Here is a 23879-nt window from a genome sequence, read left to right on the forward strand (position 1 = left end):
TGTTTATTCTCTTTAACCCACTAACCAATTTTTGTGGTTAGTGGGTTAAAGAAATATGGAAGATTAGCCGCTGTGTTTTAACCTAATAGGCTTAATGTCACTGGCTAGTTAGCCAGTCAATTTTGGCTAACAAAAAGTGCTTAAGCCAATAAATTCAAGGCTTCGTGCGGCTTAAGCCGTAAGAATGTCAGAATCTACAGATTGTTCCAAATAGCTCATCAATTCCTGCCTTGCTTCGATAGGCAGAGTATCAATCTCTTGCTTAATGCGATCTAACTTAGTCTGCAATGAGTCCCCAAGCATATAGGTGACGGTTTTCTCTAGCGTCTCTCTCACGCTATCGTCCGACAAATGAGCATACACATCATTGGTTATGCTGATGTTGGAGTGACCCAGTAGTTTACTTGTTGCCTGTATTGAGCCGCCCGATGTAACTTGAAAAGTGGCTAGGGTGCGTCTTAGGTCGTGAACTGTTAGATGCTTTTCCGAATTGTCGGGTGCGTACATGCCAACGCGATCGGTGATTCTTTGCCAGAAACCGCCTTTCCCGCTTTTATCGGTGATATGACCGAGTTGGCTTCGAGCGCTTGGGAATACAAATTCTTGGTTAAGTTCAGCTTCATGTGAGCGACGAACCAATATCCTCATTGCCTTTTGAGTGAGTGGAACAGAGTGAGCCTTTTTACTCTTGTTTTTACTGGCTGGAATAATCCAGCGACGATTATCAAGATCAATTTCTTGCCAGCGCATAGAAAGAACCATCGATTTGCGTTGACCCGTCAGCAGAAGCAAAAATATGCAATCTTGGTAAATCTGCTTTTCTTGGCTCAGTGAGTCAAAAAACTGCGCGAGCTCTTTCTTGGATAAGGTTCTTTCGCGTCTGAAAAGGGACTCATCAACCTTATTGATTTTAGCGAAGGGGTTAGGCTCGATATAGGCTCGATTAAACATCGATTTGAGCAAGGTTAGCGAATGGTTGTGTTTGCTGTATCCGTGTTTGGTGAACAAGTCCTGCATTAGCTTCCGCGCTTTCTCGGCATCAAAATCAGTGATGGCCTTTTTACCAAGCTTAGGCTTTAGGTGTAATCGGTAAAGAGTCTGGTTTGATTTAAGGCTACTGGCGCGGCGCTTCTTGGCTTTAATATCGAGCTCGAAAGAGGCAACATAGATATCGAACAAGTCATCAAAGGTTTGGCTTTCTCTGGCTTCTCTTTTTTGCTGGTTTGGGTTGATGCCGTTGGCAAGGTCGGTCGCCGTGTTTCGTGCCATTTCCCTTGCTTGCTCGACCGTCATCGTAGGGAACTCACCGAGTTTGACCTTGATGTTTTTTCCATTAACTTTGCGCTGAAAACGGAAGATTTTAGCGCCAGAAACCAAGGCATCAAGCACTAAACCTTGAACGCTTTTAGTGCTTCCCACGTCTCTATAGGTAATGCGATGTTTCGGTTTTTCTATGCTTTCTAACGCACGTTTTGTGAAGTTTATTCCTGTATCCATAACAACTTACCGTCAAATCCTGTGGTGCCTCTGTGGTGCCGTGGGTGTCAATTTAGAGCCATTTTGAGCTATTTTGGTTAAATATACAATTCGGTAATTTGTGGCTTAAGTATATGATAATAAATAACTATTAAGCTTTGTTAAACGAAGTTAAAAACCTAGTTTAATTCCTACAGGGCGTGCCATTTCTTTAGAAAGCCCCGATAACTCAATGAGTTGTCGGGGCTTTTGCGTTTCTATTGTGCCAAATCTCATTGCACGCTAATCAGTATCTGAGCGTCTACAGCTGACGGGGCGGAGCCAGTGATCAACAAGTGATCTACTTCTGCATTGGTGGGCTATGGTTATTACTCCACATAAGAGGAGAGTGATCATGACATACGTTGATGGATTTGTAGCGGCTGTACCGACAGCGAACAAAGAAAAATACATGGCACACACAAAAATCGCCGCCGAAATGTTTAAAGATTTCGGTGCCTTAAGGGTGGTGGAGACGTGGGGGAATGAAGTACCTGATGGAGAGGTGACGTCATTTCCTATGGCGGTGAAAGCTCAAGACAACGAAACCGTGGTGTTCTCATGGGTTGTGTGGCCATCAAAAGAAGTTCGAGATCTGGCATGGCAACAGATCTCGGATGATCCGCGAATGAGCCCAGAGCAAAATCCTATGCCGTTCGATGGTAAACGAATCATTTATGGTGGTTTTGAGGTCATTTTGGACCAGTAATCATCGACTGTGTAGGCAATATCTGAGGCGCAGTTACCAGCCATGCGTTGCCACTCGATTGTACTAAGCGATAAGACTCGAATTGATCGAGCTTTATTCATTAATTCGAGTTATTTTAGCTTGTCCAACGCTGAATGCGTTCTTGGTGTGAATTGGCCTTCGAGTGGGTGAGGTAAACATGGATTATCTTCTTTTAGTTTTGGGTTTGATGTTGTTGATTGCCGGAGCTGACGGGTTGGTAAAAGGAGCAGCGAGACTCGCTGCCAAAGTGGGTATTCCAAGTCTGGTTATTGGTCTAACGGTTGTCGCTTTTGGCACCAGTGCGCCCGAGTTGGCTGTGAGTATCAATTCTGCCGTTTCCAATAAGACCGAACTGGCGATCGCCAACGTTGTCGGCAGCAACATTTTTAACGTTCTGTTTATCCTAGGTTTAGCGGCCGTCATTACGCCACTCACCATCTCAAAGCAGTTGATTCGCCAAGATGTTCCCATCATGGTTGGTTTAAGTGCGCTGGTCTTCTACATGGCGACAGATGGGCGATTAAACCTGTTGGACTGTGGGATTTTAGTCGCGTTATTGGTTGTTTACACCGCGTTTCTTTTTGTCCAGGGGAAGCGCAGTGAGACCGAAGCGGCAGAGGCGAGTGACGATGAAGTCGCTTCATTGACACAAGGGCATCAACCAGTATGGCAGAGTGCGTTATGGCTCGTCGTTGGTTTAATTCTACTGATTGCGGGCGCGAATCTGTTGGTGAGTAGCGCAGTGAACATTGCGCGAGCCTTTGGGGTTAGCGAAGCGATGATTGGTTTGACGATTCTAGCGATCGGCACCTCTCTTCCTGAGGTCGTGACATCGATAGTGGCGAGCTTCAAAGGGCAAAGAGACATCGCTGTCGGGAACGTCGTTGGCAGTAATACGTTCAATTTGTTGGCGGTTTTGGGTATATCCGGTCTGTTTAGTGGTGCAGGACTTGTTGGCAACGAGCAACTCGTCTCACAGGACTTTCCGATCATGCTTGGCGTCGCTTTGTTGTGCTTACCTCTGATGTTGACAGGTGCGATAGTCAGTCGACTTGAAGGAGGGCTCTTTTTTGGCTTGTACTTCCTGTATAGCGTCTTCCTGATTGGTGACGTGAGTGATGCAGGCTGGCTGCCCACTTTGTCAATGGTCACTTGGAATGTGGTTTTCCCCATTGTGCTTTCCATTATTGTGATTTCTTTACTCAAATACTGGTGGGGGCAAAAGCAGAAAAGGAGCTAATATCCGCATTGCCAACTTGTTATCACTGATTGGCGGATTAAATGCCTATTTGATATCTAATTGCTGGCTAAATATTCCAAATGTGATCAATATCACAATCGTAAATGTGACAGAATGATTACGCTCACCTTCCGCCTTCTACTTGATTTTGATCATCTATCTAGCACGTTGCTTGGGAGTACATTCGCCGCGCTTTTCCCCAACGAATAGATAGGTATCTTGATGACGACTCCGGTTCAATCTGAACGCAAGGTAACGATCGGCTGCTACATTGCGCTGGCGTTTGCGGTTGTGTTTTTCTCTGGTCTGATGCAATCCAATGAATGGTATGGCGTGTTGGACTTTACAACGCTCAATGGCTCTTTCGGTAAAGTTGCGCACGGCGTGACAGAAACCGCGGATGGCGTTCAAGCCGCGACCACTTCTTTCCGTGGTGTCGGTGGTAGTGGTGCGCGTGATGGCTTCATTTTCGCTTTAACTCTTATCCCTACTGTGATGTTCGCGCTTGGCATGATCAATGTGCTTGAGCACTACGGTGCACTGGAAGCGGCGCGTAAGCTGCTGACGCCACTGCTTCGTCCAATCATGGGCATTCCGGGTAACACGGGCTTGGCGTTGATCGCCTCTTTGCAAAGTACGGATGCCGGCGCGGCGATGACGCGTCAGCTGAAAGACGAAGGCCAACTGACCAAACGTGAAACCGGTGTGTTCACTATGTTCCAGTTCACGGCAGGCGCGACCATTGTCAATTTCTTCTCATCTGGTGCGGTTCTATTTACGTTAACGCTCGCGGACGGCTCTCTCGCGGTGACTTCGTCTATCGGCCTTGCGGTATTAGTCATGTTCGCATTCAAGATCATTGGCGCGAACCTATTCCGCATTTACGTCAATCTGACGGAAGGCAAAGAAGAGAAATCTGACGACAAGAAAAACAAAGAAACACTGACCGAGGAGACCGCATAATGGGTGACGTAAAAGCGAAAAAGCCAATGGTGACGGACATCTTCGTCGAAGGCGCGAAAAAAGGCTGGGTGATTGCAACCACATCGACGGTGCCAAACGTATTGATGGCGTTTGTGATCATTGCGGCGTTGCAAATCACAGGTGCATTGGATCTAATGGGTACTGTGTTTGCACCTGTGATGGCAGTATTTGGTCTGCCTGGTGAAGCGGCAGCGGTACTGATTGGTGCATGGATGTCGATGGGCGGCGCGGTCGGTGTAGTGATCACCCTATTTGACCAAGGCATTCTGAATGGCGCGCACATTGCGATTCTTGCGCCTGCCATCTACTTGATGGGTTCACAGATTCAATACATGGGTCGTATCCTTGGCCCAATTGGCACTGAAGGACGCTACATCCCAGTGATGATTGCCATTTCAGTACTCAACGCATTTGGCGCCATGCTTGTCATGAACCTATTTGTGTAAGGGGGAGGCGATGTCATTTTCTCTCCAAACGTATTTAGATGAGCTGCGCCCGCTAGTCAATGTCGATTGCGGCACGTACACGACTGAGGGCATTGAGGTCATCGCTCAGCAGTTTGAGCAGAAGTTCCTCGAGATGGGTGGCTGGAACGTCAAACGCATTGACTGCACCAAAGCGGGTGTTGGGCTTGAAATTCGCAACAAACCTGACGCTGAGCAGATCGATGTGATGCTGATTGGTCACATGGATACCGTCTTTCCTGTCGGCACCGCTGCGCAGCGTCCGATGACGGTCGATGCAGAGAAAGCTTACGGCCCAGGTGTGTCTGACATGAAATCAGGCTTGCTCAATGTGGTGTATGCGATGCGTGACCTTGAGGCAAGCGTATTGGATGCGCTGTCGATCTGTATCTGCATGAACCCAGATGAAGAGACTGGTTCTCTTTACTCGCAAGATTGGTTGCAATCGGTCGCGAAAAACGCCAAACACGTTCTTGTGGCGGAAGCGGCACGCGCCGATGGCAGCTTGGTCAAAGCTCGTAAAGGCATGGCGCGTTACAAGATTGATTTTCATGGTATCGCGGCACACGCGGGTAATGAGCCAGAGAAAGGCCGTAGCGCCGTGACGGAAATGGCAAACTGGATTCTAGCCATAAACGAGATGACCAATTTTGAGTCAGGCACGACTTTGAATGCCGGTGTGGTTTCAGGTGGCGCAGGCGCAAACATTGTTCCAGATTTGGCGCAAGTTATCGTCGATGTGCGCTTTTGGAGCAACGAAGAGTATGACGATGTCGATACACGCCTGAATGGATTAACCTCGACGCCATTTGTTGACGGTGTGCGTGTTGCCCTTGAGCGTGAAGCTTACAAGCCATCCATGGTACCGAGTGACAAAACCGAGAGTTTGATGGCGTTGGTAGAGGAAGCGGCCGATGAGTTGTCAATCCAAATGGGTTGGCAAGCGGTAGGCGGCGGTTCAGATGCCAACTGCACAGCCATCCTAGGTGTACCTACACTTGATGGATTAGGTCCGGTTGGTGCGGGATTCCACAGCGATCAAGAGTACTTACTGCTTGAGTCTATCGAGCCACGTATCCAGCTCTTACAGCGCGTACTCGGTAAGCTCGCCAAATAGCGAAGTAATTGTTGTGGGTGATCGGGACTCGCACAACGGTTGATGAGCTTAAGCCTCACACTCTTGGGTGTGGGGCTTTTTTGACCCTGTAAATAATTCTGTGTAACTGTCGGGGGTTACATGTATTCAGTGAGTCGGTCTTCGAACATAATCATAAAGCGGTTTAGAGCTTGTCGCCAGTTTCTAATCGGCATCGTCCACTTCTTGGAAGCATCTCGGATAGCCAGGTAGATCACCTTTCTAGCTGACTCATCCGTTGGGAAGAGCTTGCGCTTCTTGATCGCTTTTCTAATAACGCTGTTGAGGGATTCAATGGCGTTAGTCGTGTAAATGGCTCGGCGAATATCCTCTGGGTAGTTAAACAGGGTGTTGAGGTTGTCCCAATGCGCCGTCCAAGAGCGACTGATTTGAGGATACTTGCTATCCCATCGTTCAGAGAACTGCTCTAAAGCGAGCAGTGCCTCATCTTCTGTGGCTGATTGGTAGATTTTCTTCAGGTCAGCCGTCACCGCTTTGTAGTCTTTCCAAGGGACGTATTTGACCGAGTTTCGCACCATGTGGACGATACAGAGCTGTATTTGCGTCTCTGGGAACGCAGTGTTGATGGCGTCAGGAAAACCTTTTAGTCCGTCAACGCAAGCGATAAGGATGTCTTTTACCCCACGGTTTTGAAGCTCTGTCAGCACGTTAAGCCAGAACTTGGCGCCTTCCGTTTCAGAGAGCCACATGCCGAGCAGTTCTTTCTGGCCTTCCATGTTGACGCCTAACGCAAGATAGACCGCTTTGTTGATGACTTGCTTGTCTTGACGCACCTTAACCACGATGCAATCGAGATAGACGATAGGGTAAATTTCGTCGAGAGGTCGCGACTGCCATTCAATCACTTGCTCGAGTACCGAGTCGGTCACCTTTGATATCAGCGTTGGCGAGACATCCGCATCATACATTTCCTTGAACGTTGCGACGATTTCACGTGTGGTCATGCCTTTCGCATATAGGCTTAATATCTTGTCGTCCATGGATTGGAATCGAGTTTGGTGCTTGCGGACGAGTTGAGGCTCAAAGCTAGCTTCACGGTCACGAGGGACGTCGATATCGACCTCTCCATCATCGGTGATAATGGACTTACCCGAGTAGCCATTGCGGGAGTTGGAGCTGGTTCTAGGTTGGTGTTTTTGATACCCAAGGTGCTCATCGAGTTCAGCGTTTAACGCCGTTTCAACGGTCACCTTGGTTAACATTTTTCGGAAGTCATCAAGATCGGATTCAGTCTTAATTGACTTTGCTGCTTCACGAGCAAAAGCTTCGAGTGCTTTCTTATCCATATTGTCCATCCTTAGCCTTTAAGGCTTAAGTTTAGACAGTTACACAGAATTCAGGACACTCTCGCTTTTTTTAGATTGGCATTATTTTTGCGTGCTTGTGCCGTATCGCATCTGTACATGGCGAAGGGTTTTCGGTAGCATAGCGGTCCTTTTCGTGTTTCAAACGACCACTTTCTCCGCGAGTTTCAGTTAGCTTCCAGTCATAATGCGCAGTATTCATTCCAAAATTAAACCCGAGTTTGAACCTCTCCTGTCTGAATTGGCGCTGCATGCATTGTTGCATTTGCGCACCAACCACAACGGAAAAGTACTGGCTCGAAAATCGCGCAATGATATTAACGACATTCTTTCTGCATGGTTGAATAAAGCCGCCAACAGTAAGAAATACAAGCCGTTCAAGAAGAAAGTACGCTCTATGGTGACCCATGCGCGCTCGCAGCGCCTCGATATGGAAGCCATGCTCGATAACTTATTGAGCCCGATGAGTGGCGACGAGTTACCTCATCTTGATAGCTTCTTGCTGCTGATTAATCAGTTAGAAAAAGAGCTCAATACCACCGTTCTCGTCTCAAGCCCTGAAGCGGTAGACTTAGCGTATAACCCGACGGGTTGTCTGCTGTGCGTGCTGTCTGCCGATCTCAATGGTCACTTTGACCGCCGAAATCGCTTGGTACAAAGTGTCTCTATGCTAATGCGCGGTGCGCACGGTGAAAAGCACGCGTTTTTGCGCACTATCTACACGTCTTCGATTTTTGATCACCAAATGGATTACGAAGACGAAAACTTCGTGCGAATCACGCTTTCCTTGCGCTAAGCGCCTGATTTTCTTTCAGCGCGCTTTTTCTCCTACAATCTGTTTTTAACGCCTTGTTTTTCTTTGTGATAATGAAGACGGTTTGGTGATCTTGTCACAAAAAATTCACACAGATTGGGCTTGAGATAAAACGAAGATTTCATCATATTGTAATTAAGTTGTCATAAAGAGAAAAATAACGAGGAGAATCTATGCAACATCATGAAATGATCGAACCCACTAACTTTGGTGTGATTAGCCGTACTTGCCTGTTCTCATTGGTCGGTATTCTCGGCGTTTTCGCACTGATCTAGTCGATTATCGGGCTGTATTTCGTTACGCGATCGATATCGTACTTCCGATACAGTATAGAGGCGATGCCTTAGTCTTCGATTAAGGCAGCCTTTCTCTTTATAACTCATGCTATCGGCCATCTCAGGCTTTCTTATCTCGAGCGCTCTTTTTCAATCCCGCTCACACTTTCTCTTGCTACTCTCTGCAACATTTTGCTAACGTCGGCGACAACACTCATTACATTGGGCCGTCTATGTCCTCGTTGTCATCTTTAGCGCTTACTCACCGTTTTTATCAACTGCCTAAGGTGTTTTACATGCCTGTTGAAGCAACGCCACTTAGCAACACGCGTTGGGTAAGTTGGAACGCATCACTCGCCGCACAGTTTTCACTGGATGAGTCCCTGCCATCGGGCGATCTAAAAGCGTTTTTGGCGGGCGAGCAACGCGTTGAAGATTGGCCATCATTAGCCATGAAGTACGCGGGGCATCAGTTTGGTGTCTACAACCCTGATTTAGGTGACGGTCGTGGACTATTACTCGGAGAGCTAAAGGACGCCAAAGGTGAAGTCTACGATTTACACCTTAAGGGGGCGGGACTGACTCCGTATTCACGTATGGGCGATGGACGAGCGGTCCTACGCTCAACCATTCGTGAGTATTTGGGCAGCGAAGCGATGGCGGGTTTGGGCATTCCAACCACTCGCGCTTTAGGTATGCTCGCCAGCGATACCCCCGTCTATCGAGAGAAACAGGAGCGCGGTGCATTGCTGCTGCGTGTGGCGCGCAGCCACCTACGTTTTGGTCACTTTGAGCACTTCTTTTACACCAATCAGTTGAGTGAACAGCGTCTGTTGGCAGACAAAGCGATTGAGTGGTATTGGCCAGAGTGTCAAACCGCCACTAAGCCTTATTTGGCGATGTTTGAACAGATCGTCGAGCGCACCGCTCACATGATCGCTATGTGGCAAGCGGTGGGCTTTGCGCACGGCGTCATGAACACGGACAATATGTCGATCCTTGGTGAGACGTTTGATTACGGGCCATTTTGTTTTCTGGATGATTATGATCCGCAGCTTATCTGCAACCACTCTGACTACCAAGGGCGTTATGCGTTTGATCAGCAGCCGCGCATCGCATTGTGGAATTTGTCCGCGCTTGCCCATGCGTTGTCACCGTTGGTCGATAAAGCCGATCTGGAGCAGGGGCTCGGTCAATTTGAGTCAGTGCTAAACAGGGAATTTAGCGCCATCATGCGCAAAAAATTAGGCCTCAAGACCAAATTAGATCAAGACCCTCAGCTCTTTAGCGCCATGTTTGAGTTATTGGCTCAGCAGAGCGTAGACTATTGCCGCTTTATGCGCGCATTGTCGATGCTCGATAGTGAACCAGAGCAGAACGTCATCGATTTATTTGTTGATAGAGCGGCTGCGAGTGAATGGTTGTCGCTCTATTTAGCGCGTTGTGAATGTGAAGTGGATGAGAGCGGAGCACCTGTTAGCGCGCGTGATCGCTGCGCTGCGATGCGTCAGGTCAATCCCAAATACATTCTGCGAAATTACTTGGCGCAGATGGCAATCGACAACGCCGAACAGGGGGATTATCAACTGGTCAACGAGCTCGCGCTGGTGCTTCAATCTCCGTACGACGAGCACCCGAATTTTGAACATTTTGCGGCGTTGCCACCGGATTGGGGCAAACGGCTTGAAATCAGTTGTTCTTCTTAATTGACCATCTACTGATAGATGACTCGCTTAATGTTAAAAACTTGTGAGCTCCATTTGTTTTCTGTTCAAAAAATAAGGATTTATCGGTCACACCGCGGGTGAGAACTGTCTAGACTGTGAGCTAACACCATAGGCAGTGATTGGCGAAATGAACAGTAAAATACTTGTTGTGGATGATGATCAGGAGATCCGCGAGCTTTTGGATGAGTATTTGTCTAAATCGGGCTTCCATGTGGAAGCCGTGGCAGAAGGACAAGCACTTAAGCAGCATCTCGATGCAAAAGGTTACCCTGATCTGATTTTGTTGGATGTGATGTTGCCCGGCGAAGATGGCTTTGCGTTGTGCCAGGCGATTCGTCGTGAATCCAACGTGCCCATCATTATGCTAACGGCGGTGTCGGATGATATGGATCAGGTGGTGGGTCTTGAGCTCGGTGCTGACGATTACATCGCTAAGCCGTTCAATCCACGTCAATTGATGGCGAGAATCAAAGCGGTACTGCGCCGCGCCCAAGTGGTCGAAGAGAAAGGCTCGGAGCCGACCAGCTTGCCCAAAACCATCGTATTTGGCGATTGGCAGCTCGATACCTTGGCACACAAAATTACCCATACCACGACAGGGGAACAACACGATTTATCTGGGAGTGATTTTGCCCTGCTGATGCTGTTTCTTACTCGCCCCAATGAAGTGCTAGATAGAGACACCATCTCCTTTGCGACCCGGGGCAGAGAAGCGCTGCCTTTTGAGCGTGGTATCGATGTGCAGCTCAGCCGGTTGCGCCATCGGTTGGGTGACTCGGCCAAATACCCTCAGTACATCAAAACCATGCGTGGCAACGGCTATATTCTTGCTGTCCCCGTTAGCGTTGAACATTAATACTTCTTTGAGTAAGACAACGTGATGAAGTGGTTATTACGCTTACTGAAACCCAATTCGTTGGTGACCCGGACACTCGGCCTTACCGTGTTGGCGGTGGTGATCGCGCAGGGTATTGCCACCTCCATTTGGTATACCGAGTCCAAGCACAAAGAGCTTGCAGGGATCCGAGACGCCTCGCAAAGCATGGCCAACATGTTTGCCTCTACGGTGACCTTTTTTCAGTCTCTGCCTACTGGCTATCGCCATATCGTGCTTGATCAAATTCGCAATATGGGCGGCACGCGCTTTTTTGTCTCGTTCAACAAAGAGCGATTGATTGTCGACCCTATTGACGATACACGCCTAAAACGCGCCTCAATCAATGCTGTGACAACGGTGCTCAAGCAGAAGCTGCCTCGCGCTCGCTCGATAGACGTCAACTTCTCCCAGCCAGAAAACCTGCGCTTGCTAAAAAACGACATTTATTTGCACGATTTACCGAAATCGTGGGCGCATCACACGCTCACATTGTCACCGATTGATCCTCCGGTATTGGTGGTACAAATCGAACTGAATGAGCACGAGTGGCTCTACATCGCCGCCTTGTTGCCTGCGCCATACGTGACGTTGGATGACACCTTGATTGGCCGAGAGCAGATTTTATTCCTCTTCTTTTCCACCACCTTGCTGCTTGCCTTGACCTATTTACTGATGCGTCGGCAAGTGAAACCCTTGAAGCGTTTGGCCAAAGCCGCCAATGACATGAGTATGGATGTCGATCAGCCGCCTTTGGCCGAAGATGGCGCTCGTGAGCTGGTGGTGGCGACGCGTGCGTTCAATCGTATGCAGCAGCGTATTCGGCGCTACACTGCCGACCGTGAGCATCTGTTCTCTGCCATTTCACATGACTTAAAAACACCCATTACGCGTCTAAGGCTGCGAGCCGAGCTACTGGAAAGTGACGTGAAACGCAGAAAATTCAATAAAGACCTCGACGAGTTGGAAATGATGGTTAAAGGCGCGCTGCAATGTGTGCGCGATACCGACTTGCACGAGAACAATGCCTACATTGACCTCAATGAGATGATCCTCTCTGTCATTGAGCCCATGAACCACAAGCAACATTGCGTCGACTTTACCCCGATGACTATGGAGCCGATCGTCGCGAAGCCTTTGGCGATTAAGCGAGTACTCACTAACTTACTCGATAACGCAGTGAAATATGGTAAGCGTGCGTCTGTCACGATAGAAGTCCAGCGCGAGTGGATCACGGTGACGATTGATGACTGCGGCCCGGGTATTCCAGAAGATAAGTTGGAAGCGGTGTTTGAACCTTACTTTCGTTTGGCAGAAGATGATCAAGGTCACGGCCTTGGGCTTGGCATCTGCCGCAACATTTTGCACGGACACGGCGGAGATCTCATTATTAGTAATCTCCCGCAGCGTGGTTTACGCGCGCAACTCTTTATTCCACCTGGCCTTGAAGTGTAATGTAACTGAGTTGTTACATTGGCTTTACGATTTGTTTCAATCTTCTTTTTCTAGTCGGATAGACTCAATAACGTTCAAGCACGAAGTGAACGGGTCAGTTTGACGTCGACCCAGATGTCTAATCCAAAAACATGGAAGATAACAATGAAAATGAAGAAAACCCTACTTACCTTATCCCTCCTTGCTGCCTCTGCTTTCTCCCAAGCGGGCGAAGTCGAAGTACTCCACTGGTGGACTGCCGGCGGTGAAGCAAAATCTGCAGCGGTATTGAAACAGATGCTCGAAGAGCAAGGCCACAGCTGGAAAGACTTTGCGGTTGCTGGTGGTGGCGGTGAGTCCGCGATGACCGTGTTGAAAACCCGCGCAGTATCGGGCAACCCACCGTCAGCGGCACAAATCAAAGGTCACGACATTCAAGAATGGGGCGGCCTAGGCTTTTTGACCTCACTCGATGACACGGCCAATCAAGAGAAGTGGGACAGCATCTTGCCTTCGGTGGTCACTAAAGTGATGAAGTTTGATGGCGAATACGTCGCCGTGCCAGTGAACGTTCACCGTGTTAACTGGGTATGGGCAAACCCAGAAGTATTGAAAAAATCCGGCGTAGAACTGCCAAAGACATTGGATGAGTTCTTCGTTGCAGCCGACAAGATCAAAGCGGCAGGTTACATTCCATTGGCGCACGGCGGCCAACCATGGCAAGACGCGACAGTCTTTGAAGCGGTGGCGCTCGATGTGCTCGGCAGTGAAGATTACAACAAAGCGTTTGTCGACTTAGATATGGATGTGCTCGCTGGCGACAAAATGGTCGAGGTGTTCACCAAGTTTAAGAAAATGCGCGATTACATCGACGCCAACTCACCAGGTCGTGACTGGAACGTTGCCACCTCTATGGTGATCAACGGTGAAGCCGCCATGCAAATCATGGGTGACTGGGCGAAAGGTGAGTTCTCTGCTGCAGGTAAAGTACCGGGTAAGGATTACATCTGTGCTCCAGCGCCAGGTACTGACGGTCAGTTCACCTTCAACATCGATAGCTTTGCGTTCTTTGAGCTCAGCAATGCTGATAACCAAAAAGCGCAGCAAGATTTGGCGAAAACCATCTTGACCAAAGAGTTCCAAGAAGTCTTCAACCTCAACAAAGGTTCGATTCCAGTGCGTCTGGATATGGACATGAGCGCGTTTGACCAGTGTGCATTGGATTCGATGGCAACGTTTAAAGCCAGTGCAGAGTCGGGTGACCTAGTGCCAAGTATGGCGCACGGCCTAGCGACGACCAGCTACGCGCAAGGTGCTATCTATGACGTCGTGACCAACTTCTTCAATGATGCGAATGCGGATCCAAAAGAAGCGGCACAGAAACTGTCAAAAGCGGTAAAAGCGGCGATTTTCTAACCTTCGCTTAGCATTACTTCACACCCCAAAGGGCGCTTCGGCTTGTGGGGAGCCAAGCGCCCTTTCCTTAACCATCTGACGGTGATGGTGTCAGATGAGAAGACGTAAGGAATCGTTATGGAGCATGTTGTATCTAGGAATGCAAACAAGTCTGCACCAAAGCTCAGCTTTGCAGACAGGTTGCAACGCTGGCTGCCGAAAATTGTACTTGCGCCGACTATGTTAGTGACCGTGGTGTGTATCTACGGCTACATTTTTTGGACGGCGGCATTGTCATTGACAAACTCGCGTTTCCTACCGAGCTATAAGTTTGTCGGCTTTGCTCAGTATGAAAGGCTAATGGAAAATGATCGTTGGATTACGTCCATTTCCAATCTAGGCATTTTTGGCCTGATGTTTATGTTGGTCGCCATTGTGTTGGGCGTTGGTCTGGCTATCTTGCTGGATCAGAATATTCGCCAAGAAGGGGCGATCCGAACTATTTACCTCTACCCAATGGCCCTGTCCTTTATCGTGACGGGTACCGCGTGGAAGTGGATTCTCAACCCAGGTCTGGGTATCGAAAAACTGATGCAAGACTGGGGCTTCACCAGCTTCAAATTTGACTGGTTAGTCAATTCTGAAATGTCGGTGTATACGCTGGTGATAGCAGCGGTGTGGCAATCCTCAGGCTTTGTGATGGCGATGTTTTTAGCGGGCTTGCGCGGCATTGATTCATCGATCATCAAAGCGGCGCAAATTGATGGCGCGAACCTACCGACCATCTACATGAAAATTATTTTGCCTTGTTTACGTCCGGTGTTCTTCAGCGCCGTGATTATTACTTCGCACATTGCGATCAAGAGTTTTGACCTCGTTACCGCCATGACGGCCGGTGGCCCGGGTTACTCCTCAGATTTACCTGCGCTCTTTATGTACGCGCACTCCTTTACCCGTGGCCAAATTGGCCTAGGTGCTGCCAGTGCAATGATGATGCTGGCCGGGATATTGGCCATCTTGGTGCCATATTTGTACTCAGAACTTAGGGAGAAGAAGTCATGACCAAAAACATGAACATGGCTCGCCTGATGATTTATGCCGGGTTGCTATTCTTCTGCTTAGTGTACTTGATGCCGCTGTTTGTCATGGTGATCACCTCGTTTAAAACCTTGCCAGACATCAAGGCCGGTAACCTGATGTCGTTGCCGACCGAGTGGGTATGGGACGCATGGTACAAAGCGTGGGACAGTGCTTGTACGGGCGTAAAATGTGAAGGCGTCAAAGGTTACTTCTGGAACTCGTTCCAGATGGTGATTCCCGCGGTGGCGATTTCAACCTTACTGGGGGCGTTTAATGGTTACGTGGTGACAAAGTGGCAGTTTAAAGGCTCAAACTTGTTCTTTAGCTTGTTGCTGTTTGGGTGCTTTATACCATTCCAGGTGATTTTGCTGCCAATGGCCGCGGTATTGGGCAAATTGGGTCTAGCGAACACTACGACAGGTTTGGTGATCGTTCACGTCATCTACGGTATGGCCTTTACCACGCTGTTTTTCCGCAACTTCTACATCGGTATTCCTGATGAGCTGGTTAAAGCGGCGAAGCTGGATGGCGCAGGCTTTTTTACCATCTTCTTTAAGATTCTCTTACCGCTCTCTACGCCCATCATCATGGTCACGGTGATTTGGCAGTTCACGGCGATTTGGAACGACTTCCTATTTGGGGTGGTCTATTCGGGCTCAGAAACCCAGCCTATTACCGTGGCGCTCAATAACTTGGTCAACACCAGTACCGGGGTGAAGGAATATAACGTGGATATGGCGGCAGCGATTATTGCGGCATTGCCGACACTGCTCGTTTACGTACTGGCAGGAAAATACTTTGTTCGAGGCCTGACGGCAGGATCAGTAAAAGGATAATTACAATGGCAACACTAGAACTTAAACAGATCCGCAAAACCTACCCTAAGGCGGAGCAAGAAACACTTAAGGGTATTGATATCAGTATTGATTCAGGTGAATTCCTGATTCTGGTGGGTCCTTCGGGCTGCGGTAAATCGACATTGATGAACACTATAGCCGGTCTTGAAGGGATCAGCTCGGGTGAAATCGTCATCGATGGGCGCGATGTCTCCAGCGTTGAGCCAAAGGACAGAGATATCGCGATGGTGTTTCAGTCCTACGCGCTTTACCCCAATATGACGGTGCATGGTAACATCGCCTTTGGGTTGAAAATCCGCAAAATGCCGGCGGATGAAATTGAAGCGGAAGTGCAGCGAGTGGCGAAAATGTTGCAAATCGACCATCTATTGGACCGTAAACCGTCGCAACTTTCTGGTGGCCAACGTCAACGTGTCGCGATGGGACGTGCACTGGCTCGCAGACCTAAGCTTTACCTCTTTGACGAACCGCTTTCAAACCTTGATGCTAAGTTACGTGTTGAGATGCGTCACCAGATCAAACGTCTGCATCAGCAGCTCAACACCACGATTGTGTACGTGACGCACGACCAAATCGAGGCCATGACGTTAGCCGATCGTATCGCGGTAATGAAAGACGGTGAGTTACAGCAACTGGGCACCCCGAAAGAGATCTACAACAAGCCGAACAATATGTTTGTCGCCGGCTTTATGGGATCGCCTTCAATGAACTTCATCAAAACCATGGTGGATCTCGATAGTGATGATCAGCCGGTGATTAAAGTGAAAGGGGGCAATGGTCAGGAGCACCACATCAAGCTGCCGGCCTCTATGCGTGAGCAAGACGGCAAAGAGATCGTGATTGGCCTTAGACCTGAGCACATTACTGAAAGTGAAAATGCGGACTCAAGCGCCACCACTGCGCTGAATCTGCAACTTGAAGTGCTAGAGCCGACAGGTCCAGATACGATTGCGATGATTAAGGTCAACGATCAGGAAGTGGCGTGTCGCCTTTCACCTGAGTTTGATGCCAAGGTCGGTCAGGTTGCGCCGTTGCATTTTGACCTATCCAAAGCGGTGTTCTTTGACGCCGACACAGAGCAACGTATCGATTTTCATTGATACACGTATTGAGCACACTCTTCGGTCATATTCACGGGGGGGAATTCAGGCTAGGCTTGCAGTCTGAGGTGAAGAGTGTGCTCCTCTTTATAGGGACGTTTTGGCAGCATGACGCTGCCTTTTTTGTGTCTATTTTGTTAATGGTGTGTAAATTGACCCATTACACTTTTTCTCTTGGGTGGATTTCCACACATTTATTATTCGATTTGGCGCTGGGAACGCATCTCTGACTCTCTCTTTTTATATAAGTATATGTTTTTGTTTGTTTTTAATCTTTCTCTCTAAGTTGGCCAGTTTATTGCTCTTTACTTGATACAACACCCAGTGATGGGGTTGCTCAATCCACAAGGAGAATAATAATGTTAAAGCCTTTGACCCTACTATCTGCCTCAATTCTTGCTGTCACCAGTTTCAACGCCGCTGCAAACTGCGATCCTGGCGAGACGGTGATCAAGTTCAGTCACGTGACCAATACCGACAAGCACCCGAAAGGGATTGCGGCGTCGCTGCTTGAAAAGCGTGTCAATGAAGAGATGAATGGCAAAGTCTGTATGCAGGTCTTCCCAAACTCGACCCTTTACGATGATGACAAGGTACTTGAAGCGCTACTCAATGGTGATGTTCAACTCGCAGCCCCTTCTCTTTCAAAGTTTGAGAAATTCACCAAAAAGTACCGCATCTTCGATCTGCCGTTCTTGTTTGAAGACGTGGAAGCGGTGGATCGCTTCCAGAACTCAGAAGCGGGTGAGAAGCTGAAAAACGCGATGCAACGTCGTGGTGTTCAAGGTCTTGCGTTTTGGCATAACGGCATGAAGCAGATGTCAGCGAGCCAACCGCTGCTTGTCCCTGAAGATGCAAAAGGGTTGAAGTTCCGCGTACAAGCGTCTGATGTCCTTGTCGCTCAGTTTGAGCAGCTAGGGGCTAACCCACAGAAAATGTCGTTTAAAGAAGTGTATGGCGGCTTGCAAACCAAAGTGATTGATGGCCAAGAGAACACCTGGTCAAACATCTACGGTAAAAAATTCTTCGAAGTTCAAGATGGCATTACAGAAACCAACCACGGCATTCTTGATTACTTAGTCGTGACCTCAAACGATTTCTGGAATGGGTTACCTGATGATCAGCGAGACCAACTGGCGACCATCATTAAAGAGGTGACTGAAGCTCGAAACGCGGAGTCAACGAAGGTTAATCTTGCCAACAAAAACAACGTAATAGAAGCAGGTGGTGTGGTGAGAACATTAACACCAGAGCAACGACAAAAATGGGTAGATGCGCTTCAGCCCGTATGGAAGAAGTTTGAAAAAGACATCGGTGCCGATCTGATTGAAGCGGCGTTGGCGTCGAACAAATAATCCCCTCTACAGATAACAATACACACCCTATACAGGCTCCTTCTAGAGGAGGAGCCTGCTGCAAAAGGGTGGAACCAAAAGTGATCACACTATGGAACAGTCAATCTTTGCCAAAATAGGACAAGTGACCGATGCGATTGAGGAAACCTTGATTGCCTTTTTCCTTGGCGCTATGACCCTGCTGACGTTCACCAACGTCGTCTTTCGTTATGTTTTTAACAGTAATATTCTTTGGGCCCTCGAACTGACCGTATTTATGTTTGCCTGGATGGTGCTGGTCGGCGCCTCTTACGGTGTCAAAAAACACTTCCACATCGGCGTTGACGTCATCATCAACATGGTATCGCCGGGCATGCGCAAAACCTACGCCTTGATGGCTGCAGGCTGCTGTTTGGCCTTCTCGATTCTGCTCTTGGTCGGCTCTTGGAACTACTGGTACCCGTTTGCCACCGAGAGAGCTTGGTATGAGACGGACGATATCCCAATGCCTGAGATATTGCAGTTTTTAGCCGATTGGCTCAATGAAGGCGAGCGCTATGAAAAACTGCCGCGTTTTATCCCCTACATGGCTCTACCCATTGGCATGGCGCTAATGACGTTCCGCTTTTTGCAACTGACGCTGCAAATTGCCACCGGCAAGTTGGATCGATTGATCGCAGGTCACGAAGCGGAAGAAGAGCTAGAAGCACTGAAAGAAGAACTCAGTGAAGCGGGAGAGGCCATGGAGCCCACCAAGAAAAACGGCAAGGAGAGCTAAGCCATGGATATTTTATTTTTGTTCCTGATGGTGATTGGCTTCATGCTGATTGGTGTGCCTATCGCAGTCTCACTCGGCCTGTCGAGTATTCTCTTTTTGATGATGCACTCAGATGCTTCCCTAGCGTCGGTGGCACAAACCCTATTTAACGCCTTTGCGGGCCACTACACCTTATTAGCGATTCCGTTCTTCATCCTCGCCTCGAGCTTTATGTCGACCGGCGGTGTGGCAAAACGCATTATTCGCTTTGCGATTGCGATGGTGGGTTGGTTCCGCGGCGGCTTGGCGATGGCGTCGGTAGTCGCGTGTATGATGTTTGCGGCCTTGTCTGGCTCATCGCCTGCGACGGTGGTCGCAATCGGTAGTATCGTGATTGCCGGTATGATCAAAAATGGCTACTCCAAAGAGTTTGCGGCTGGCGTGATTTGTAACGCGGGTACGCTCGGCATTTTGATCCCGCCTTCGATTGTGATGGTGGTGTATGCGGCGGCGACCGATGTTTCGGTGGGACGTATGTTCCTTGGTGGCGTGATCCCAGGCCTGTTAGCCGGTGTGATGTTAATGATCGCCATTTACATTGCTGCGCGCGTGAAGAACTTACCGAAACAACCGTTCGTCGGTTGGGGCGAGATGCTTGCCGCTGCGAAAGACGCCAGCTGGGGCTTGTTGCTGGTGGTGATCATCCTTGGCGGTATCTACGGTGGCGTGTTCACGCCGACAGAAGCGGCGGCCGTTGCGGCGATATACTCGTTCTTTATCGCTAACTTTGTCTACAAAGACATGGGACCATTTGCCGATAAAACCAACAAGAAACCGGCGTTGGTGAAAGTGTTGCAAGCGTTTGTTCATAAAGATACCAAGCACACCCTGTATGATGCCGGTAAGCTGACCATTATGCTGCTGTTCATCATTGCCAATGCGTTAATCCTTAAGCACGTATTAACCGAAGAGCGCATTCCGCAAATGATCACTGAATCCATGCTCTCGGCAGGGCTTGGGCCGATCACCTTCTTGATTGTGGTTAACTTGCTGCTGTTGATTGGTGGTCAGTTTATGGAGCCATCGGGTCTGTTGATTATCGTCGCTCCGCTGGTATTCCCGATCGCCATCGCGTTGGGTATCGACCCTATTCACCTTGGCATCATGATGGTAGTGAACATGGAGATAGGGATGATCACACCGCCAGTGGGGCTCAACCTCTTTGTTACTGCCGGAGTGGCGAAGATGTCGATGATGCAAGTGGTCAAAGCAGCATTGCCTTGGGTGGCGGTGATGTTCTTGTTCTTAATCATCGTCACTTATGTGCCTTGGGTATCCACTTGGCTACCGACCACACTGATGGGGCCGGAAATCATCACCAAATAGTACCGTCTCTTGTCACGTTATCGCCCCGGCTACGATGCCGGGGCGATGTTATTCTGGCTGGTCACTTTTGTAGACGCTCTTGTCTATCCCATACTTTTGCATTTTATCGTAGAGCGTTTTTCTTGGCACTTGCAGCAAGGTCATGGTGTCATTGATGCGTCCGGAAGTGCTGGCAAGCGCTTGTTCAATCACTGCTTTCTCAAACTCTGCCACTTGCAGGGCAAGCGGTGTTGCTTCGGCGCTCGACTGGCTCGGATTGAGGTGGCCAAGGTTACCAAGCAGCACGAAGCGCTCGGCGCTGTTGCGCAGTTCACGCACGTTACCCGGCCAATCATGACACATCAGTGTTTGCAGATCGGCATCGGGCAAGGCATTCGCGGCTTTGCCATATCGCGCGGCGGCAACCAGAAGAAAATGGTGGAATAGGGCAGGGATGTCCTCTTTTCGATGGCGTAGAGGTGGTAAATCCAAGGTAACGACATTGAGGCGGTAATAGAGATCCTCACGAAACGTCCCTTGAGCTGACGCTTGTTTTAAATCCACTTTGGTGGCGGCAATGACGCGAATATCCACCGGGATTAAGGTATTTGAGCCAACGCGTTCAATCACTCGCTCTTGCAGCACGCGCAGTAAACGAATTTGCGCCTGCATGGGCATAGATTCGATCTCATCAAGAAACAGCGTGCCACCTTGAGCGTGCTCAAACTTACCGATGCGTTTGGCCTCTGCGCCAGTAAACGCGCCTTTTTCGTGACCGTAGAGTTCGCTCTCAATCAAATTTTCAGGGACGGCGCCACAGTTGATGGCGACGAAGTTTGCCTCACGACGACAGCTCTGCTCGTGAATGGAACGCGCAACCAGCTCTTTACCGGTTCCTGTCTCGCCAAACAGCAGAATATCGGCGTTGGTGTCCGCGATGTGCGCAATGGTATCGCGCAGTGCTTGGATACTAGGGGTGTCGCCGATAATCCTTGGGCCCAGTGTATTACTGGCCTTAAGGCTGCGCTTTAGTGCTTGGTTTTCGAGCGTTAAGGCCCTTTTGTCCAGGGCACGCTTGGTGGTGTCAATCAAACGGTCGATGGCAAAAGGTTTTTCAATAAAGTCATAAGCGCCGTTATGCAGCGCATTGACTGCCATGGTGATGTCACCATGGCCGGTAATCAGGATCACCGGCACATCCTTGTCTTGATGCAAAACGGAAGTCAGTAAGTTTTCCCCGGATAAACCGGGCAAACAGATGTCGGTGATCAGCACCTTTGGCATGCCATGCTCTTTGATGGCCAACAGAGCATCTTCTGCGCAGGCAAAAAAATCGGCAGAGATCCCCTCAAGCTCGAAGCTCTGTTCGATGGCAATGCGGATGTCACTTTCGTCATCAATAAAGAATACGTCGTGCATTAGAGTTCCTTTTCAACAAGAGGGAGCGAAACAGTAAATTGTGCGCCGCCAAGGGGAGAGGTCCCAACGGTGAGCTCACCGTGCATGGTCTCAACAATGTGCTGAGAGATAGAGAGCCCAAGACCCAGTCCGTTTTTCTTGGTGGTGTAAAACGGCTCGAAGAGGTGAAGGGCCGCTTGTTGATCGATGCCAGGGCCATTGTCGTCTATGGCAATCTGAACCTGTTTATCCACTACCTTGGCGCTAAGGCGAACCTTACGCGTGTCGAGAGATTCGACCGCCTGCGCGGCGTTGGTGATCAAATTGATCAGCACTTGCTCAAGCTGGATTGCGTTGATGTCCACTTTGCCCAGTTCGGGCGCCAGTTCAACCTCGAAGTCGACTCGATACGATTTGATTTGCGGTGCGACCAACTCTTTCACCGAGGTGATCACGGGGGTTAGCGCCATAATGGAGACATCATTGCTGTCAGATTTGCGCGTAAAGGATTTCAACTGGCTACTGATTTTGGCCATTCTGTCGGTCAGTGAGGAGATACGCTGCAAGTTGTCATCAACGCGATCGAGGTGGCTTTTGGCCAGAAAGCGGCGAGCGTTGTCAGCGAAACTGCGAATCGCCGCTAACGGATTATTGAGCTCATGGCTGATACTGGCCGACATCTGACCGAGTACCGCAAGTTTTGCTGCTTGAATGAGCTCATCTTGCGTTTGGCGCAGCGCGGCTTCCGTGCGTGAGCGTTCAAGAACCTCGGCGTGGAGCTCGGCGGTGCGTTCCATCACTAAGAACTCAAGTTTTTGTTTGGCTTCCGCTTGGAGGCGCTCAAATTGACGTTGCTTGAGTCGGCGCTGATAGGTTAATTGCATGGTTAAAAAGACAATCACAAACAGCAGCGACCAAACCAGGCCAAAACTCAACACTGACCAAAATACGGTCACTTTTTCCGATAGAACACGAATGGTTAAGTTAAGTTCAGGCAGGGGGCGGCTGGAGACTAAATAGTCCCCTTGAATCCAACCGAGACGCCGGTTAGCCAGTTCCGATTGTGCAAGGTCAATGGCACCGTTGAGGCCCAGCGATTGAATGTCAGTATCGAGGTATTGCCTGCTGTCACGAATCGCCTGCCGGGTCACATCGTCTAAATCGGTCAAGCTCTTAAATAACCAGTGAGGGTTGCTCGACATAAAAATGACATGGTTCTGATCGGTGGCGACAAAGGTGTTTACTTTGCTGCTCCAGTTCTCTTCGATGGCAGAGAGGTCCATCTTGACCACGATGACTCCCACGACTTCAGCGGCATAGACGACAGGGTAGGAATAGTAGTAACCGCGCTGCCCAGAGGTGGATCCCAAGGCGAAGTATTGGCTCGCTCGACCTTGAATCGCTTCAAAATAATAGGGACGCCAGGCGAAGTTTCGGCTGACAAAGGAGCGATCTAAGTTCCAGTTGCTGGCAGCAATGGTGGTGCCCCAACGATCCAATAGATAGGTATCGGCGGCGAGAATCGTATCGTTAACGTTTTGCAAAAAGCGATTAGTGAGTTCGACTTGAGCGGGGTTGCCCGGTTGTTTCAGTGCCGCGAGCAACTCGCCATCTTTGGCAATCAATTTGGGCAAATGCGCGTATTTGTCCAGTTTGTTAATAATGTGACTGGCAAAGCGATCAAGCTGCTCTTGCTGCTCCGCATGTTGGGCATGGTAACGATACTCCCACATCCATTGTGAGCCAGCGAGCAACGTCAGCAAATAGAGAATAAACACAGACAGATTGGCGCGGCGAAACGACGACATAATACCCTGACAACTCTTAAAATTACGCCTCTCTATCGTACTGTTTTTTGTTACTGGAGTGTTTAAGTTATTAACGAAATTGCGCAGCAAAACCGGACTTGGATCTAGTTTTTCAGTCTATAAATAAAAAAACGCTAGTGAATCTTGAAAAACCAATTAATGTCCCCATTTCTGCTATCAAAGGCCGTCATATTGATGCTTTTTTTAGCACTTAAGTGGGTTTTTAGGAGAATGCAGCCCGTATCACTGCGATTAGCTCGACAGCTAT

20 protein-coding genes are annotated in these 23879 nt (G+C 49.1%); 16 read left to right on the top strand and 4 right to left on the bottom strand.

The annotated features are described in order from the left end of the window. Positions 1-171: 171 nt before the first annotated feature. Positions 172-1497, bottom strand: a complete 1326-nt coding sequence (locus tag AC6R03_RS04570; protein WP_500630376.1) for a tyrosine-type recombinase/integrase — start codon at positions 1495-1497, stop codon at positions 172-174. 373 nt (positions 1498-1870) lie between these two features. On the opposite strand from AC6R03_RS04570, the gene AC6R03_RS04575 reads away from it, so the two are divergent. The 5 genes from AC6R03_RS04575 (at position 1871) to AC6R03_RS04595 (ending at position 6050) form a co-directional block, all read left to right on the top strand. Beyond that, positions 1871-2224, top strand: coding sequence for a DUF1428 domain-containing protein (locus AC6R03_RS04575; RefSeq protein ID WP_500630375.1), 354 nt, complete (start codon positions 1871-1873; stop codon positions 2222-2224). Positions 2225-2402: 178 nt separating this feature from the next. Next, positions 2403-3485: a calcium/sodium antiporter gene (locus tag AC6R03_RS04580; RefSeq protein ID WP_500630374.1), complete on the top strand. Its 1083-nt coding sequence runs from the start codon at positions 2403-2405 to the stop codon at positions 3483-3485. A gap of 222 nt (positions 3486-3707) precedes the next feature. Continuing rightward, positions 3708-4448, top strand: coding sequence for a nucleoside recognition domain-containing protein (locus AC6R03_RS04585; protein WP_500630373.1), 741 nt, complete (start codon positions 3708-3710; stop codon positions 4446-4448). Next, positions 4448-4915, top strand: a complete 468-nt coding sequence (locus tag AC6R03_RS04590; RefSeq protein WP_334552601.1) for a YjiG family protein — start codon at positions 4448-4450, stop codon at positions 4913-4915. Before AC6R03_RS04585 ends, AC6R03_RS04590 begins: the two co-directional genes overlap by 1 nt. 10 nt (positions 4916-4925) lie before the next feature. Beyond that, complete coding sequence (locus AC6R03_RS04595; protein ID WP_500630372.1) at positions 4926-6050, top strand: M20 family metallopeptidase; 1125 nt, start codon at positions 4926-4928, stop codon at positions 6048-6050. Positions 6051-6166: 116 nt separating this feature from the next. Here the strand turns inward: AC6R03_RS04595 and AC6R03_RS04600 are convergent, their stop codons facing one another. Beyond that, positions 6167-7375, bottom strand: a complete 1209-nt coding sequence (locus tag AC6R03_RS04600) for an IS256 family transposase (protein WP_500625857.1) — start codon at positions 7373-7375, stop codon at positions 6167-6169. 205 nt (positions 7376-7580) lie between these two features. Between AC6R03_RS04600 and AC6R03_RS04605 the strand changes: the two genes are divergently transcribed. From AC6R03_RS04605 to AC6R03_RS04655, 11 genes are all read left to right on the top strand, one after another. Further along, positions 7581-8189, top strand: coding sequence for a DUF2913 family protein (locus AC6R03_RS04605; RefSeq protein ID WP_500626074.1), 609 nt, complete (start codon positions 7581-7583; stop codon positions 8187-8189). Between the two features lie 526 nt (positions 8190-8715). After that, positions 8716-10188 (top strand): protein adenylyltransferase SelO, encoded by a 1473-nt coding sequence (locus AC6R03_RS04610; RefSeq protein WP_500630331.1) that lies wholly within the window; start codon positions 8716-8718, stop codon positions 10186-10188. A 148-nt stretch (positions 10189-10336) separates the two neighbouring features. Next, entirely contained in the window at positions 10337-11065 is a 729-nt protein-coding gene (locus AC6R03_RS04615) for a response regulator (protein ID WP_500630330.1), read from the top strand. Positions 11066-11089: 24 nt separating this feature from the next. Next, positions 11090-12538, top strand: a complete 1449-nt coding sequence (locus AC6R03_RS04620) for an ATP-binding protein (RefSeq protein WP_500630329.1) — start codon at positions 11090-11092, stop codon at positions 12536-12538. Positions 12539-12682: 144 nt separating this feature from the next. Further along, positions 12683-13933, top strand: a complete 1251-nt coding sequence (locus AC6R03_RS04625; protein ID WP_334552591.1) for an ABC transporter substrate-binding protein — start codon at positions 12683-12685, stop codon at positions 13931-13933. Between the two features lie 117 nt (positions 13934-14050). Further along, the gene (locus tag AC6R03_RS04630; RefSeq protein ID WP_500630328.1) at positions 14051-14974 is read left to right on the top strand and encodes a carbohydrate ABC transporter permease; all 924 of its coding nucleotides are present in this window, start codon (positions 14051-14053) and stop codon (positions 14972-14974) included. Further along, positions 14971-15828 (top strand): carbohydrate ABC transporter permease, encoded by an 858-nt coding sequence (locus AC6R03_RS04635; protein ID WP_334552587.1) that lies wholly within the window; start codon positions 14971-14973, stop codon positions 15826-15828. The genes AC6R03_RS04630 and AC6R03_RS04635 overlap by 4 nt, the downstream gene beginning before the upstream one ends. A 5-nt stretch (positions 15829-15833) precedes the next feature. Beyond that, positions 15834-16949: an ABC transporter ATP-binding protein gene (locus AC6R03_RS04640; protein WP_334568264.1), complete on the top strand. Its 1116-nt coding sequence runs from the start codon at positions 15834-15836 to the stop codon at positions 16947-16949. Positions 16950-17308: 359 nt separating this feature from the next. After that, complete coding sequence (locus AC6R03_RS04645; RefSeq protein ID WP_500630046.1) at positions 17309-18304, top strand: TRAP transporter substrate-binding protein; 996 nt, start codon at positions 17309-17311, stop codon at positions 18302-18304. A gap of 91 nt (positions 18305-18395) precedes the next feature. Continuing rightward, entirely contained in the window at positions 18396-19061 is a 666-nt protein-coding gene (locus AC6R03_RS04650) for a TRAP transporter small permease (protein WP_334552581.1), read from the top strand. Between the two features lie 3 nt (positions 19062-19064). Further along, positions 19065-20426: a TRAP transporter large permease gene (locus AC6R03_RS04655; RefSeq protein ID WP_500630327.1), complete on the top strand. Its 1362-nt coding sequence runs from the start codon at positions 19065-19067 to the stop codon at positions 20424-20426. A gap of 48 nt (positions 20427-20474) precedes the next feature. Here the strand turns inward: AC6R03_RS04655 and AC6R03_RS04660 are convergent, their stop codons facing one another. After that, on the bottom strand, positions 20475-21824 hold the full coding sequence (locus AC6R03_RS04660) for a sigma-54-dependent transcriptional regulator (protein WP_500630326.1): 1350 nt from the start codon (positions 21822-21824) through the stop codon (positions 20475-20477). Then, the gene (locus tag AC6R03_RS04665) at positions 21824-23611 is read right to left on the bottom strand and encodes a sensor histidine kinase (protein WP_500630325.1); all 1788 of its coding nucleotides are present in this window, start codon (positions 23609-23611) and stop codon (positions 21824-21826) included. Before AC6R03_RS04665 ends, AC6R03_RS04660 begins: the two co-directional genes overlap by 1 nt. Positions 23612-23879 lie beyond the last annotated feature (268 nt).

The sequence above is a fragment of the Vibrio sp. R10-SG-ISO4 genome (assembly GCF_059834135.1).